This window comes from Enterobacter cloacae complex sp. FDA-CDC-AR_0132 (genome assembly GCF_003010695.1).
Taxonomy (GTDB): Bacteria; Pseudomonadota; Gammaproteobacteria; order Enterobacterales; family Enterobacteriaceae; genus Enterobacter; species Enterobacter ludwigii.
The window spans coordinates 1,250,836-1,265,994 of sequence record NZ_CP027618.1 but is presented as its reverse complement, the minus strand read 5'-3'; the positions used below and the strand labels follow the sequence as shown (position 1 = coordinate 1,265,994).

Sequence of the window (15,159 nt, the reverse complement as noted above, 5' to 3'; positions counted from 1 at the left end):
AACGACAAATTCCGATTGTCCCAACTGGGAACAGAGTGTTAACGGCACTAATACTGTTGCCTTGGAAACTATTAAGTTTAGTCGGCTGTTATGAAGGTGCTTAGTGCCCACGAGAATGATACGGGTAACATGTCGTGGTTGAGAATCACCCTGGGGGGCTAAATTTGAATTATGAGACGCAGGTCAACATATGGGGAGGCAAGGCAGGGAGGGGAAAGCAGGCCCGATAAGCATAGCGCCACCGGGCAAAAGCAGGCGGACACTTAGTAGTAAGAGTGCTCGCCGCGCTGGTGTTCGGTCAGATCGCGCACACCTTTCAGTTCCGGGAATTCGTTCAGCAGCTGCTTCTCGATCCCTTCTTTCAGCGTGACATCAACCATTGAACAACCGTTACAACCGCCGCCGAACTGCAGGATCGCCAGGCCGTCTTCAGTGATTTCCATCAGGGAAACACGACCGCCGTGCCCCGCCAGCTGCGGGTTGATCTGAGACTGCAGCAGGTACTCGACGCGCTCCATCAGGGGGGCATCGTCAGACACTTTACGCATTTTGGCGTTTGGCGCTTTCAGGGTCAGCTGAGAACCCAGCTGATCGGTGACGAAGTCGATCTCCGCATCTTCAAGATACGGTGCGCTCAGCTCATCAACGTAAGCCGTGAGCTGTTCAAATTTAAGGGCAGTGTCAGTCGCTTCCACTGCGTCCGGAGGACAATAAGAGACACCACATTCTGCATTCGGAGTGCCTGGATTGATCACAAACACGCGGATCTGCGTCCCTTCTTCCTGATTTGCCAGCAGTTTGGCAAAGTGCGCTTGTGCAGAATCGGAAATACGGATCATAGCTTTGGCCTAATAGTTGACTAAATTACCTGGGTATAATCATACGCCCATTGAAGAAGGGCTACAAGGTACGGCACAGACACCATACCTGAACCGACGCGGCGCCGCTTTGCAAAAGCAGTCGGGAAAGTTCAGCAACGGTACTGCCTGTGGTGACAACATCATCCACAATCGCGATATGGAGGCCTTTGACCGGGAATTCAAGACGAAAGGCATTTTTGAGGTTCCTTTTGCGAAGCCGGGCCGTGAGCTGATGCTGGATGGCCGTATTATGGACGCGTTTGAGCGCACGGGCGTCGTACCGGCAACCGAGCCATCGGGCGAGCGGGCGGCAGAGCAGGTCACTTTGGTTATAGCCGCGTCGCCAGTGTCGGCGACGGTATAAAGGCACGTTAACCACCATGTCGATGTTCGGCAGGCCGCGGGTGCGTCGCGCCTGTAAAACGGCCAGCAGTAACAGGCGGGCGAGGGGACGCGCCAGCACACTCTGGCCGGCAAACTTCAGCGCATGAATAAGGCCGCTTAACGGCGCAACATAATCATCCACAGCCACCAGGGCACACCACGGCGGCGCTTTTTTCAGGCAGCGGCCGCAGGGAACGTCTCGCCCGGTGGCATTTAGCCCACACTGCGGACACGTCATCGCCTGCCTTTTCAGCGAGCGGGTGCAAACGGAGCAGACGCCCCATGCGCTGAGGGCAAGCGGCATCCGGCATAGCCAGCACAAGCCAGGCACTGTTAACATGTGCAACCTCCATGTGAAAAAAGAGAACAGTAACTGATGAAGACGCTGTGGTGGCAGACCGTAGGGACGGGAAATTGCCATCTTGTGCTGCTGCACGGATGGGGCCTGAATGCCGAAGTATGGAATTGCATAACCGGGGAACTCGCCTCGCAATTTACCCTGCATCTGGTGGATTTACCGGGCTTTGGCCGCAGCCGCGGCTTTGGGGCAATGTCGGTCGAGGAGATGGCGCAGCAGGTGCTGGACGCTGCGCCGCAACACGCCATCTGGCTGGGCTGGAGCCTGGGCGGGCTGGTGGCGAGCCAGATTGCGTTGACCCATCCCGAGCGCGTGCGTGCGCTGGTCACGGTAGCCTCGTCACCGTGCTTCAGTGCAAAGGACGACTGGCCGGGCATAAAACCGGATGTGCTGGCCGGGTTCCAGAAACAGCTGAGCGAAGACTTCCAGCGGACCGTTGAGCGTTTCCTGGCCCTGCAGACAATGGGAACCGACACCGCGCGTCAGGATGCCAGAGCGCTGAAGCAGACCGTGCTTTCCCTGCCGATGCCGGACGTTGAGGTGCTTAACGGGGGGCTTGAGATCCTCAAAACCGTCGATTTGCGTGAGCCGCTGGCCGCGCTGGCGATGCCGCACCTGCGTATCTACGGCTACCTCGACGGGCTGGTGCCGCGCAAAGTGGTTCCAGTACTGGATTCACTCTGGCCACAAAGTGAGTCTCTGGTGATAAATAAAGCCGCGCATGCGCCGTTTATCTCTCATCCGGCGGAGTTTTGTTCAGCGCTCGTTGCGTTAAGTCAACGTTTAGACTGATTATTTTCTATCCAGCCTGGAAAAAGTTTCACACCGCAACCATACTCCAGATGTCGTTGCGGTTGTTCTGCCTACGATAATCAAAACAACAATCCTATGGAGAGTCAGGCTATGAAACTTGTTACAGGTATCGTCACTTCTCTGGTTATTGGGTCACTTTCATTTGGCGCCTTTGCGGCACAAGAGCTGGAAAAAGATAAAGTTGCCGGGATGAATCTGACCAAAGTTGGTGAGATTTCTACGTCTGACACGACCGCGCCGATGGACGCTAAAAGAGAGCTGTCTAAGAAAGCGGATGAGCTGGGTGGGAAGTACTACGTCGTCACCAGTGCCGAAAAACAGACCAAAAACGTACGCGCAACGGCGGACGTCTATAAGTAATACGTTAATGCCGGGCAGCGATGCCCGGCTTTATGCGCGCAGTGCCCACCACTCTCTGAGACAGGCTTTTCCTTCCGGGCAGCTTTTACACCTGCCGGACAGGCAGCCCTCCGCCTCTTCCTGAATACGCACCGCTTTTCCCATGGCTTCCAGTCTTTCCAGCATGGCATCGATCATCGGCTGCGGGGTATGCAGGGTGAGGCTCAGCTGTTTCGCCTCCATTCGCCCTTGTAACGCCAGCAGGTCACGTACCTGAATCAACGATGCCATGGCTTACCCCTTAATGACAGTCGCCCGCCGGGCTGTTGCAGCAGGTGGCAGCCGTTTTGCGGTTTGCCAGCAGGTTGATATCAACCCGGCTGCGTGCCCGGCGTAGCAGGCCGAGAACGAGCACGTTAAACAGCACAACCGCCAGGATGCACACCAGGCTATAACGCGGGTGCTGGCTAAAGTTAACGGTCTGATAAAAGAGCGTCGCCAGCGAGTACGCGATGTTGAGCCCCCACAGAATGGAGAAGCCCATCCAGCCACGGCTGGACTCGCGGGCAATCGCGCCCATGACGGAGATGCACGGAATATAGAGCAGAACAAAGATGAGGTAGCTGTAGGCCGCAGAGGCGCTACCAAATTTCTCGCTCATCACGCCCATGGCACCCGTTGCCATTTCGCCGTCACCTTTACTGGCCTCAATAGGGTTCGCCAGCACGCTCAGGCTAAAGGTGTCTTTCAGGCTCTGCCATGTCTCTTCGACGGCGCCCAGCAGTTCGTTACCGAGATGAAACTCTGCCGGATTGAACGCTTGCTCCTGGATGTTCTCCGCGGTGTAGAGCGTATTCAGGGTCCCGACGACCACCTCTTTCGCCATCGCACCGGTGAACAGACCGACGGTCGCCTGCCAGTTATCGTCATGGACACCAATCGGTTTGAAGACCGGGGTTATGACGCGGCTGACGGAGGCGAGGGCGGAGTCGTTGATGTTATCCGCAGCCTCTCCGCTCAGGGTGAAGCTGTTCAGCGCGCTCAGGAAAATACTCACGATAACAATCACTTTACCGGCACGCAGGACGAAGCCTTTCAGGCGCTGCCAGGTCTGGATCACCAGGCTTTTAAGATGGGGGACGTGGTAGACCGGCAGTTCCATGACGAACGGCGACGCTTCGCCGCGCATGATGGTGTGTTTCAGCATCAGCCCCGTGAGAATGGCCATGACGATACCCAGCACGTACAGCGAGAAGACCGCCAGCGCCCCCTGCTGCCCAAAGAAGGCCGCGGCAAAGACCGCGAAGATAGCCAGTCGCGCACCGCAGGACATAAACGGTGCCATCATAATGGTCATCAGACGTTCACGCGGCGCATCCAGCGTACGGGCACCCATAACCGAGGGCACGTTACAGCCGAAGCCCACGATCAGCGGCACGAAGGATTTGCCCGGCAGACCGAGCGCCTGCATCAGGCGATCCATGACGAAGGCGGCGCGCGCCATGTAACCGGAATCCTCAAGGAAGGAGAGGAACAGATACATCATGCCGATTTGCGGCACCAGAGGCAGTACGGTGTTGATACCACCGCCAATCCCCTGGGCAAGGAAGATAGTCAGCCATTCCGGGAAATGCAGGGTGTAACCCACCCACTGAATACCATGAACAAAGATAGCAACGGAACCGGCATCGAAAATCGGCTGGAGTGCGCCACCAATGTTAATGGCGAGCAAGAACATCAGGTACATCACCAGCAAGAAGACCGGCAAACCGAGGAAGCGGTTAAGCACAACTTTATCCACGGCCGCGGTGAAGCGGCTCGGTTCCGCCGTCAGGGCGTTACTGACCACGTCGCAAATCGCGGCGATGGCCTGATAGCGAGCATCAGCGATATGCAGGGCCGGGTCATCCAGCTCGTCGCTCAGACGGGCGAGGACCACGTCCAGTTTATCTGCCGCATGACCAGCATAGGCGCGGCTGTAGATATCCCCTTCCAGCATTTGCAGGCTGAGCCACAGACGCTGTTTCGCGGGCATGCTTTTGTCCATCTCTTGCGCCAGCAGATCCGCTTCGCGCAGGAGCGGCTGGGCGTAGTGCACCAGCTCAACGTTACGATTTCCCGCGTGGCGATCGATAGCCAGTTTCAGGGCATCAATACCGCGGGCGCGCGTCGACACCAGCGGAACGACCGGGCACCCCAGCCGTGCGGAGAGGGCATCGACGTCGATACGCAGTTTCTGTTTCTCTGCAATGTCGAGCATGTTGAGCGCCACGATGCAGGGAATGCCCAGCTCCAGCAGCTGCAGCGTCAGGTAGAGGTTACGCTCAAGGTTTGAGGCATCAACCACGTTGATGAGCAGATCCGCGTCGCCGCTAAGAATATAGTGGCAGGCAATCTGCTCATCGAGCGAAGTTTGCGAGGAGATCGTGGTTAAGGAGTACGTGCCGGGCAGGTCAACCAGCGTGACCTGGTGATCTGTTGTTGAGAACAGGCCTTCTTTACGTTCAACCGTTACGCCAGCCCAGTTACCGACGCGCTGGCGCGCACCCGTGAGCTGGTTAAATAGCGTTGTCTTGCCGGAATTAGGATTGCCAATTAAGCCAATAGTTAATTTTTTCATTTTTCTGGACTCACTGAAACCGCTGGCTTGTTATCGGGATAAGGCTTCGACTTCTATTAATGCGAGATCTTTTTTACGCAATACCAGATTTACGCGTCGGGTTTCGATATGCACCGGATCACCTAACGGGGCGACGCGCACGACCTGAAATGACGAGCCGGGCAGCATGCCCAGCGACAGCAGCTTTTGTCGATAGGCCGGGCTAATTTCGTGGGTAAAACCGGTAATTTTCCATGCACTGTCTGGAGTGAATTGCATAATGCCTGATTCCACGAGAGGTTAAAATATCTACTATGGGATGATAATGAGAATAGTTTTTATCAGCAATAATAAAACTGTGACGGAATGTTGTTTGCGGTATTAATTTACGGCCTGTTTGACCTTGCTCAATATTTACTGATTCTGCGGCAGGGAGAGGAAAGGCTTATTTGTTAATAGTGTGATCACTGATGGTTGAAATATAGATATACAACCGGTTTCATATTTTACAATTAATTTCGGCGGGATAACGGCCCGATGAGTGACGTATCACCGGGCCTTTTTTATGCGGTTAGCGTTTCTTACCCATTGCTGCCGCCAGTGCATCCATCATGGCGCTGTTGCCCGCAGGCTGGGCGTCACGTCCGCGTGGCTTCGCCGCTTTTGCGGCCGGGCGCTGCTGCTCGCGACCGCCGCCGTTACTGCCGCGGCGCGCGTTGGTTTCACCTGGCTGCTCGTCCAGACGCATCGTCAGGGCGATACGCTTACGCTGCAGATCCACTTCCATCACCTTCACCTTCACAATGTCGCCCGCTTTGACCACGGTATGCGGATCTTCAACGAATTTATCGGCAAGGGAAGAGATGTGGACCAGACCGTCCTGGTGCACGCCGATATCGACAAACGCGCCAAAGTTGGTGACGTTAGTGACCGCCCCTTCGAGTACCATGCCTGGAAGCAGGTCATTCATGGTTTCAACGCCGTCGGCGAAGGTCGCGGTTTTAAACTCAGGACGCGGATCGCGGCCCGGTTTTTCCAGCTCTTTGATGATGTCCGTGACCGTCGGCACCCCGAACTGCTCGTCGGTAAAATCGACCGCCTTCAGGTTACGCAGCGCGCTGCTGTCGCCCATCAGGTCTTTCAGCGCCTGCTGGGTTGCGGCCAGAATGCGTTCCACTACCGGGTACGCTTCCGGGTGAACGGTTGAGGCATCCAGCGGGTTATCGCCGTGGTTGATGCGCAGGAAGCCCGCGCACTGCTCAAACGCTTTTGGCCCCAGACGGCTCACCTTCAGCAACTGCTGGCGGTTCTGGAACTGGCCGTTCTCATCACGCCAGGCAACGATGTTTTGCGCCATCATGCGGGTTAAGCCCGCCACGCGGGTCAGCAGGGGAACAGAGGCCGTGTTCAGGTCAACGCCGACGGCGTTTACGCAGTCTTCCACGACCGCATCCAGCTTACGGGCCAGCTGAGTCTGGCTCACGTCATGCTGATACTGGCCGACGCCGATGGATTTCGGGTCGATCTTAACCAGCTCCGCCAGCGGATCCTGCAGACGGCGGGCGATAGAAACTGCACCGCGCAGGGAAACGTCCAGGTCCGGGAACTCCAGGGCGGCCAGTTCAGACGCCGAATAAACGGAAGCACCCGCCTCGCTGACAATCACTTTCTGTGCGGTGACTTTCGGGAACTGTTTCTGCACGTCGAGGTAGAAACGCTCGGTTTCACGGGAGGCCGTACCGTTGCCGATGGCTACCAGCTCCACGTTGTATTTCTCGCACAGCGCCGCAACCACGACGGCAGCCTTCGCCGCCTGGCCGGTATGCGGATAAATGGTATCGGTAGCCACCAGCTTGCCGGTACCGTCAACCACGGCCACCTTTACGCCGGTACGCAGACCCGGATCGAGACCCATGGTGGCGCGCAGGCCGGCAGGTGCGGCCATCAGCAGGTCGTGCAGGTTACGGGCGAAGACGTTGATTGCTTCGTCTTCGGCGCGTTCACGCACGGTGCCCATCAGTTCGGTTTCGAGGTGCATTAGCACCTTGATGCGCCACGTCCAGCTCACCACGCCTTTGCGCCAGCTGTCTGCCGGCGCGTTGTTCAGGCGCAGGCCGAGGTGGTCGATAATGATCTGCTCGCAGTGGCTCTCTTTTGGTGGCTCGTCAAACTGCGGGTCGGCATTCAGGGAGAGCTGGAGCACGCCTTCGTTGCGGCCGCGGAACATCGCCAGCGCGCGGTGTGAAGGGGTGGTAGAGATGGGTTCGTGATGATCGAAATAATCGCGGAACTTGGCGCCTTCTTCCTCTTTCCCGCTGACCACGGTAGAGACGATGTGGGCGTTTTTCCACAGATAGTCACGCACTTTCGCGAGCAGGGCGGCATCTTCGGAGAAGCGCTCCATCAGAATGTAGCGCGCGCCGTCGAGTGCGGCTTTGGTGTCTGCGACCCCTTTATCGGCATCGATAAACTTCGCGGCTTCGGTTTCCGGGTCGTGGGACGGTTCGTTCCACAGCAGTTCGGCCAGCGGCTCCAGGCCTGCCTCAATGGCAATCTGTCCACGGGTGCGGCGCTTCGGTTTATACGGCAGATAAAGGTCTTCGAGTTCGGTTTTGCTCAGGGTGCCGTTGATTGCGGTTTCCAGATCGCTGGTCAGTTTTCCCTGTTCGCCGATGGATTTGAGGATCGCCTGACGACGGTCTTCCAGTTCGCGCAGGTAACCGAGACGGGTCTCCAGGTTACGCAGCTGCGTGTCATCCAGACCGCCGGTGACTTCCTTACGATAACGTGCAATAAACGGCACGGTGTTCCCTTCATCAAGCAGGCGAACGGCAGCTTCTACCTGTTCGGCTCTGGCCTGAAGTTCACCCGCAATAATGCGGCAGAGCGAATCTTTCATCATGGCTTTATCATCTGTTGAGTCGAAAAAATCAGGGGATAGTTATACGGGCTGACACGGCAAAATGCCAGCCGCGGAGGGCGCTCTCGGACTATTTAACGTACGTAATTTCGTTGACGTACCAGCTGGCTTCGCCGCCAGGGGTCTGCACGACGGCCAAATCGCCCACTTCCTTTTTCAGCAGCGCACGGGCCATTGGTGAGTCGATAGAGATGTAATCCTTACGACCAAAAATTTCGTCATAGCCGACGATACGAAAACGCAGGGTGTCACCATCGTCGTTCTCAATCTCGACCCACGCGCCGAAAAACACTTTGCCTTCCTGCTGTGGGGAGTAATCCACTATTTTGAGGTTCTCAAGGCATTTGGTCAGATAGCGGACCCGGCGGTCGATTTCACGTAACCGTTTTTTGTTGTACTGGTAGTCAGCATTTTCACTGCGATCGCCCAGGCTTGCGGCCCAGGTCACTTTCTTGGTCACTTCAGGACGCTCTTCGCGCCACAGGTAATCCATCTCTTTTTTGAGTTTCTCATACCCTTCGCGGGTGATCAGGGGCGTTTTCATGGGGTGACCTTAAGACTCGACATCATTGCATTCTTTGCGCACATTACGTATCACGTAGTCTAACAGACAACGTTAATAATGATTTATGTGATGAAATGTGCAGATAAGCTGCTGTTAAATATGCTTTGTAACAATTTCGACTAGAATTTATACCAGAATTAGCTGGTCGAACACGTGCACTTTTTTAGAATACGCTGTTATTAGACTATCCGAACCTTTGGGAGTACACACAATGCAAGAGAACTACAAAATTCTGGTCGTGGATGACGACATGCGCCTGCGTGCGCTGCTTGAGCGTTATCTGACCGAGCAGGGCTTCCAGGTTCGTAGCGTGGCCAACGCTGAGCAGATGGACCGTCTGCTGACCCGCGAATCATTCCATCTTATGGTACTCGACCTGATGCTGCCTGGTGAAGACGGGCTTTCCATCTGCCGCCGTCTGCGTAGCCAGAGCAACCCTATGCCGATCATCATGGTGACGGCGAAAGGGGAAGAGGTTGACCGCATCGTTGGTCTGGAAATCGGTGCTGACGACTACATTCCAAAACCGTTCAACCCGCGTGAACTGCTGGCCCGTATTCGCGCCGTGCTGCGCCGTCAGGCGAACGAACTGCCTGGCGCACCGTCGCAGGAAGAAGCGGTGATTGCGTTTGGTAAGTTCAAGCTGAATCTCGGTACCCGTGAGATGTTCCGTGAAGATGAACCTATGCCGCTCACCAGCGGTGAGTTCGCGGTGCTGAAAGCGCTGGTCAGCCACCCGCGTGAGCCGCTTTCACGTGACAAGCTGATGAACCTGGCGCGCGGCCGTGAATACTCCGCAATGGAACGTTCCATTGACGTGCAGATCTCCCGTCTGCGCCGCATGGTGGAAGAAGATCCGGCGCATCCTCGTTATATTCAGACCGTATGGGGTCTGGGCTACGTGTTTGTCCCGGACGGCGCTAAAGCATGAGGCGAATGCGCTTCTCTCCGCGAAGCTCATTTGCCCGTACGCTGTTACTGATTGTCACCCTGCTGTTCGTCAGCCTGGTGACAACCTATCTGGTGGTGCTGAACTTTGCGATCCTGCCGAGCCTCCAGCAGTTCAATAAGGTTCTGGCATACGAAGTGCGTATGCTGATGACCGATAAACTGCAACTGGAGGACGGCACGCAGTTAGTTGTTCCCCCGGCGTTTCGCCGTGAAATTTACCGTGAGCTGGGTATTTCGCTTTACTCCAACGAAGCGGCAGAAGACGCTGGCCTGCGCTGGGCGCAGCATTATGAGTTCCTCAGCCAGCAGATGGCGCAGCAGTTAGGTGGCCCGACGGAAGTGCGCGTTGAGGTCAACAAAAGCTCGCCGGTCGTCTGGCTGAAAACGTGGCTGTCACCCAATATCTGGGTGCGCGTCCCGCTGACCGAAATTCACCAGGGTGACTTCTCACCGCTGTTCCGCTACACCCTTGCCATTATGCTGCTGGCGATAGGCGGCGCGTGGCTGTTTATTCGTATACAGAACCGACCGCTGGTCGACCTGGAGCACGCTGCGCTGCAGGTCGGTAAAGGGATTATTCCCCCGCCACTGCGTGAGTACGGCGCCTCAGAAGTGCGTTCCGTGACGCGGGCCTTTAACCATATGGCGGCCGGCGTGAAGCAGCTGGCAGACGACCGTACGCTGCTGATGGCGGGCGTGAGTCATGACCTGCGCACGCCGCTCACGCGTATCCGTCTGGCGACGGAGATGATGGGCGAAGAGGATGGTTATCTTGCGGAGTCCATTAACAAGGACATCGAAGAGTGTAACGCCATCATTGAGCAGTTTATTGACTACCTGCGTACCGGGCAGGAGATGCCGATGGAGATGGCCGATCTGAATGCGGTACTCGGTGAAGTGGTCGCGGCGGAAAGCGGCTACGAGCGGGAAATCGATACCGACCTGCAGGCCGGTGAAATTCAGGTGCGGATGCACCCGCTTTCCATTAAACGTGCGGTGGCCAATATGGTGGTTAACGCGGCCCGTTATGGCAATGGCTGGATTAAAGTCAGCAGCGGGTCTGAGCTCAACCGCGCCTGGTTCCAGGTAGAAGATGACGGTCCGGGCATTAAGCCAGAGCAGCGTAAGCATCTGTTCCAGCCGTTTGTGCGGGGCGATAGCGCGCGCAGTACCAGCGGAACCGGCTTAGGCCTGGCAATTGTGCAGCGTATTGTGGATAACCATAACGGCTTGCTGGAGATTGGGACCAGTGAGCGGGGTGGTTTAAGCATTCGCGCATGGTTACCGGTGCCGGTGACGCGCGGGCAGGTGAGAGAGAGTTAAAAAAGGGTGGCAAAAGCCACCCTTTTTTTTGCAGGTCGTGTCAGCTGTTACAGCTTCGGACCCGCACTCACCAGCGCTTCACCTGCCGGGGTATCGGTATACTTCTCGAAGTTCTCAATAAACAGTTTCGCCAGCGATTCTGCTTTCTCACGCCACTGCTCCGGTGAACCGTAGGTATTGCGTGGGTCGAGAATACGGGTTTCTACGCCCGGCAGCGCCGTCGGGATTGCCAGATCAAACATCGGCAGCGTGAAGGTTTCGGCGTTATCGAGTGAACCATCCAGAATGGCGTCGATAATGGCGCGGGTATCTTTGATGGAGATACGTTTGCCGGTGCCGTTCCAGCCGGTATTCACCAGGTACGCCTGCGCACCGGACGCCTGCATGCGTTTGACCAGCACTTCCGCGTACTGCGTCGGGTGCAGCGACAGGAACGCTGCGCCGAAGCAGGCGGAGAAGGTTGGCGTTGGCTCCGTCACGCCGCGCTCGGTACCGGCCAGTTTGGCGGTAAAACCAGACAGGAAGTGGTACTGCGTCTGGCTGGCGGTCAGGCGGGACACTGGAGGCAACACGCCGAACGCATCTGCCGTCAGGAAAATCACCTTCGTCGCGTGGCCCGCTTTTGACACCGGCTTCACGATGTTGTCGATGTGGTAGATAGGGTAAGACACGCGGGTGTTTTCGGTTTTCGAAGCATCGTCGAAGTCGATCGTTCCATCGGCACGCACGGTGACGTTTTCCAGCAGCGCATCGCGGCGGATGGCATGGAAGATATCTGGCTCCGCTTCTTCAGACAGGCGAATGGTCTTCGCGTAGCAGCCCCCTTCGAAGTTAAACACGCCGTCATCATCCCAGCCGTGCTCGTCATCGCCAATCAGACGACGTTTCGGATCGGTAGAAAGGGTGGTTTTACCGGTGCCGGACAGGCCGAAGAACACCGCCACATCCCCTTTTTCACCGACGTTTGCCGAACAGTGCATGGAGGCGATACCGCGCAGCGGCAGCAGGTAGTTCATCACCGAGAACATCCCTTTCTTCATTTCGCCGCCGTACCAGGTACCGCCGATCAGCTGAATACGCTCGGTCAGGTTGAAGGCGATGAAGTTCTCGGAGTTAAGACCCTGCTCTTTCCACTGTGGGTTCGTGCATTTCGCCCCGTTCATCACGATGAAGTCAGGGGTGAAATCCTGCAGCTCTTTGTCGTCAGGACGAATAAACATGTTTTTCACGAAATGCGCCTGCCAGGCCACTTCAGTGATAAACCGCACGGAAAGGCGAGTGTCGGCGTTAGCGCCGCAGAAAGCATCAACGATAAACAGACGCTTGCCGGAAAGTTGATGGGTAACGAGCCCTTTCAGATGCTGCCAGGTTTCCGGAGAGAGCGGTTTGTTATCGTTCTTCCCTTTGCCTTTATCAGCCCACCACAGTGTGTCGCGGGTGGTCTCGTCTCGGACGATGTATTTATCTTTCGGCGAACGACCGGTAAAGATACCGGTATCGACGGCGATAGCACCAAGGTTAGTCAACACACCTCGCTCGTATCCTTCCAGTGCTGGATTGAGCTCTTCCTGATACAGCGTATCGTAATCGGGGTTGTAGACGATTTCCTGGACGTCGTGAATACCATAAGCCTTGAGATCTTGCGGGGTTAAACCAGTAACACGCATATCACTGCTCCTTAGCCAATATGTACTGTCTGAAATTGTAGGGTTTTTGTGAGGTTGTTAACCGCGACGGGGCTCATAGATTTACGCATCTGGACAAAACCCTTACTAACGGAAAACGCTGCGACTCCAGTCACAGGGCAGGCGGATTATCGCAGGAATCGCTTTTTGGTTGGGGAAAATGTTCCGAAAAGGTTAATGGCTGGTGATTTTATCGGAAGGAATGTGAATGTAATCGCATACACGTAAGAAAATTACGTAAGAGTTACAGTGTTAAAAACGATTCAGCCAGAGAGGGCTTTTTTGCACTTTGCCCTCTCGCAAAAGGGAGAGGGCAAGGTGAGGGCAGGCTTTGCTTAGTGGACCTGAGGATCCGCCGGGGAGGCGTTGTTGCGGATCTCAGCAATATCCATCGAATTGAACACGTAGTGCGTACCGCAGTAGTCACAGTGCATATCGATTTCGCCGTCTTCCGCCATGATGCTGTCGATCTCTTCATCCGGCAGCGTCTTCAGCGCGCCAGCGCAGCGTTCACGTGAACAGGTGCACTTAAATTCCACCGACTGTGGGTCGTAAACCGTCACTTCTTCTTCGTGATAAAGACGCCACAGGACATCTGTCGCCGACAGGGTGAACAGCTCTTCTGCTTTGACGGTTTCCGTCAGAGTCGCGAGGTGCTCGAAGTCGTTGGTCTGCGCGTCCTGCGCAGGCAGAACCTGCAGCAGCATACCGCCAGCAGCAGGCTGACCGTCTACTTCACCGGTGCGGATGAACAGACGCGTCGGCAGCTGTTCAGAACGCATGAAGTAATCTTCCAGGCAGGCCGCCAGCGTATCGCCTTCGAGGCCAACCACGCCCTGATAGCGCTCACCTTCCTCCGGGGAGATGGTGATGACCAGATAGCCATTACCCACCAGCGTTTTCAGGTCCGCGTTTTCAGGAACATCGCCCTGTACGCGCGCCACGCCGCGCATCTGCTGCTGGTTATTACCGTTGATGACCGCCAGGGTCATAGGGCCATCACCCTGCAACTGCACGGTGATATCCCCGGCAAATTTCAGGGTGGCAGTCAGCAGGCTGGTGGCAACCAGCAGTTCGCCCAACAGGGTTTTCACCGGCAGCGGGTAGTTGTGGTTTTCCAGAATCTGTTTCCAGGTTTCGGATACGGTGACCAGCTCGCCGCGCACGGCGAATTGTTCAAACAGATAGCGGTGTAATTGGTCGTGTTGGGCCATAATAGTCTCTCGTGCAGGTGAGGGTTACTCGGTCTCACCGTGTTTAAATTTCATCAGATCGCGGCGCTCTTTTTTATCCGGACGCCGGTCCGGGTGGGGCATTGTCAGCGCATTCATTTTGCGCGCCAGCGCGGTCTTCTCGCGTTTTTCAATGCTCTCAGCCGTCTCTTCATACAGCAGTACGGCTTCGGTTGCGGGCCGTCGTTGTTCAGTAATGGCTTTAATCACCACGGTACGTTCATCGTTGCCCTGACGCAGCGTTAAGGTGGCATTCAGTTCGACCAGCTTGCTCGGTTTGCTGCGCTGGCCGTTGTAATGCACTTTACCGCCGTCGATCATGTCGCGGGCAAGGGCGCGCGTTTTATAAAAACGGGCCGCCCACAGCCATTTATCCAGTCTTACCCCTTCAGAGGGTTTTTCTTTCATGGCCTCTCCTTCACGGTCAGTGAGGGGATCATCTGGCGATAGTCGTTCAGCCCCGGATGACGCAGATAGCTTTTTTCAGCCAGGCCAGAGTCAGGGTTGGTAACGCCCAGACAATAGCGAATGCCAAACCTGGCCGCGGAATCCAGAATAGGCTCGCTGTCATCAATAAACAGCGTGCGTTCCGGCTGCAAACCGGTCTCTTCCGCCACCGCATGCCACAACCGCTGATCCTCTTTCGGATAACCAAATGTGTGGGTGGAAAGTAATAAATCAAGGTGCGAAGCAAGACCCGTATGCTCCAGCTTCACGGCCAGATTGTGAGGATGGGCGTTGGTCAGCAAGATACGGCGCTTGCCGCTCGCTTTCAGCGCATCCAGAAAAGGCACGGTATCCTCACGCAGTACGGCGCGCGGGCCCTGGGCGGTGGTCATGGCACAAATATCCAAACCGAGGCGCTCGCTCCAGTAGTCAAGACAGTACCAGTTTAGCGTATGCTGCACCGCGCTATATTGCGAACGAATGAATTCCTGCGCTTCTGCCGGGGAGATCCCCTGCTGTTCACCATAGGTTTCCGGAACCAGCTTTTGCCAGAAATAGTTATCAAAGGCGAGATCGAGCAGCGTGCCGTCCATATCCAGCAGAACGGTATCAACCTCCTGCCAGGCGATATCAAGATGCATAAGGGGGAACTCCAGCCTGAAGAAACGTGCGCGACAGGGTAG

15 protein-coding genes are annotated in these 15,159 nt (G+C 56.1%); 4 read left to right on the top strand and 11 right to left on the bottom strand.

Going from position 1 to position 15,159, the window contains the following annotated elements; all coding sequences use genetic code 11:
• Window positions 1-263 precede the first annotated feature (263 nt).
• The gene (gene nfuA, locus AM379_RS06255; RefSeq protein WP_003861601.1) at window positions 264-839 is read right to left on the bottom strand and encodes a Fe-S biogenesis protein NfuA; all 576 of its coding nucleotides are present in this window, start codon (window positions 837-839) and stop codon (window positions 264-266) included.
• Window positions 840-900: 61 nt separating this feature from the next.
• Entirely contained in the window at window positions 901-1,584 is a 684-nt protein-coding gene (gntX, locus tag AM379_RS06250) for a DNA utilization protein GntX (RefSeq protein ID WP_020884567.1), read from the bottom strand.
• Between the two features lie 36 nt (window positions 1,585-1,620).
• Between gntX and bioH the strand changes: the two genes are divergently transcribed.
• Together bioH and AM379_RS06240 are read left to right on the top strand one after the other, a co-directional pair.
• Complete coding sequence (gene bioH / locus AM379_RS06245) at window positions 1,621-2,394, top strand: pimeloyl-ACP methyl ester esterase BioH (RefSeq protein ID WP_020884568.1); 774 nt, start codon at window positions 1,621-1,623, stop codon at window positions 2,392-2,394.
• Window positions 2,395-2,505: 111 nt separating this feature from the next.
• On the top strand, window positions 2,506-2,775 hold the full coding sequence (locus AM379_RS06240; RefSeq protein ID WP_020884569.1) for a YdgH/BhsA/McbA-like domain containing protein: 270 nt from the start codon (window positions 2,506-2,508) through the stop codon (window positions 2,773-2,775).
• A 30-nt stretch (window positions 2,776-2,805) separates the two neighbouring features.
• Here AM379_RS06240 and feoC read toward each other — a convergent pair whose 3' ends face one another.
• From feoC to greB, 5 genes are all read right to left on the bottom strand, one after another.
• Window positions 2,806-3,045, bottom strand: coding sequence for a [Fe-S]-dependent transcriptional repressor FeoC (gene feoC / locus AM379_RS06235; RefSeq protein WP_106503539.1), 240 nt, complete (start codon window positions 3,043-3,045; stop codon window positions 2,806-2,808).
• A 10-nt stretch (window positions 3,046-3,055) separates the two neighbouring features.
• Window positions 3,056-5,374 (bottom strand): Fe(2+) transporter permease subunit FeoB, encoded by a 2,319-nt coding sequence (feoB, locus tag AM379_RS06230; RefSeq protein ID WP_106503538.1) that lies wholly within the window; start codon window positions 5,372-5,374, stop codon window positions 3,056-3,058.
• Between the two features lie 30 nt (window positions 5,375-5,404).
• Complete coding sequence (gene feoA, locus AM379_RS06225; protein ID WP_020884570.1) at window positions 5,405-5,632, bottom strand: ferrous iron transporter A; 228 nt, start codon at window positions 5,630-5,632, stop codon at window positions 5,405-5,407.
• Window positions 5,633-5,924: 292 nt separating this feature from the next.
• Window positions 5,925-8,255, bottom strand: a complete 2,331-nt coding sequence (locus AM379_RS06220) for a Tex family protein (RefSeq protein WP_032679114.1) — start codon at window positions 8,253-8,255, stop codon at window positions 5,925-5,927.
• An 88-nt stretch (window positions 8,256-8,343) separates the two neighbouring features.
• A complete protein-coding gene (gene greB, locus AM379_RS06215; protein WP_014171964.1) occupies window positions 8,344-8,817 on the bottom strand; it encodes a transcription elongation factor GreB in 474 nt (157 codons plus the stop codon).
• Window positions 8,818-9,049: 232 nt separating this feature from the next.
• Between greB and ompR the strand changes: the two genes are divergently transcribed.
• Together ompR and envZ are read left to right on the top strand one after the other, a co-directional pair.
• On the top strand, window positions 9,050-9,769 hold the full coding sequence (ompR, locus tag AM379_RS06205; RefSeq protein WP_006177890.1) for an osmolarity response regulator transcription factor OmpR: 720 nt from the start codon (window positions 9,050-9,052) through the stop codon (window positions 9,767-9,769).
• Entirely contained in the window at window positions 9,766-11,112 is a 1,347-nt protein-coding gene (gene envZ / locus AM379_RS06200; RefSeq protein ID WP_014171962.1) for a two-component system sensor histidine kinase EnvZ, read from the top strand. Before ompR ends, envZ begins: the two co-directional genes overlap by 4 nt.
• A gap of 47 nt (window positions 11,113-11,159) precedes the next feature.
• Here envZ and pckA read toward each other — a convergent pair whose 3' ends face one another.
• The 4 genes from pckA to yrfG form a co-directional block, all read right to left on the bottom strand.
• Entirely contained in the window at window positions 11,160-12,779 is a 1,620-nt protein-coding gene (pckA, locus tag AM379_RS06195; RefSeq protein ID WP_014171961.1) for a phosphoenolpyruvate carboxykinase (ATP), read from the bottom strand.
• A 353-nt stretch (window positions 12,780-13,132) separates the two neighbouring features.
• A complete protein-coding gene (hslO, locus tag AM379_RS06190; protein ID WP_014171960.1) occupies window positions 13,133-14,011 on the bottom strand; it encodes an Hsp33 family molecular chaperone HslO in 879 nt (292 codons plus the stop codon).
• Between the two features lie 24 nt (window positions 14,012-14,035).
• Window positions 14,036-14,437, bottom strand: coding sequence for a ribosome-associated heat shock protein Hsp15 (gene hslR / locus AM379_RS06185; protein WP_020884572.1), 402 nt, complete (start codon window positions 14,435-14,437; stop codon window positions 14,036-14,038).
• The gene (gene yrfG, locus AM379_RS06180) at window positions 14,434-15,117 is read right to left on the bottom strand and encodes a GMP/IMP nucleotidase (RefSeq protein WP_025202858.1); all 684 of its coding nucleotides are present in this window, start codon (window positions 15,115-15,117) and stop codon (window positions 14,434-14,436) included. The genes hslR and yrfG overlap by 4 nt, the downstream gene beginning before the upstream one ends.
• Window positions 15,118-15,159 lie beyond the last annotated feature (42 nt).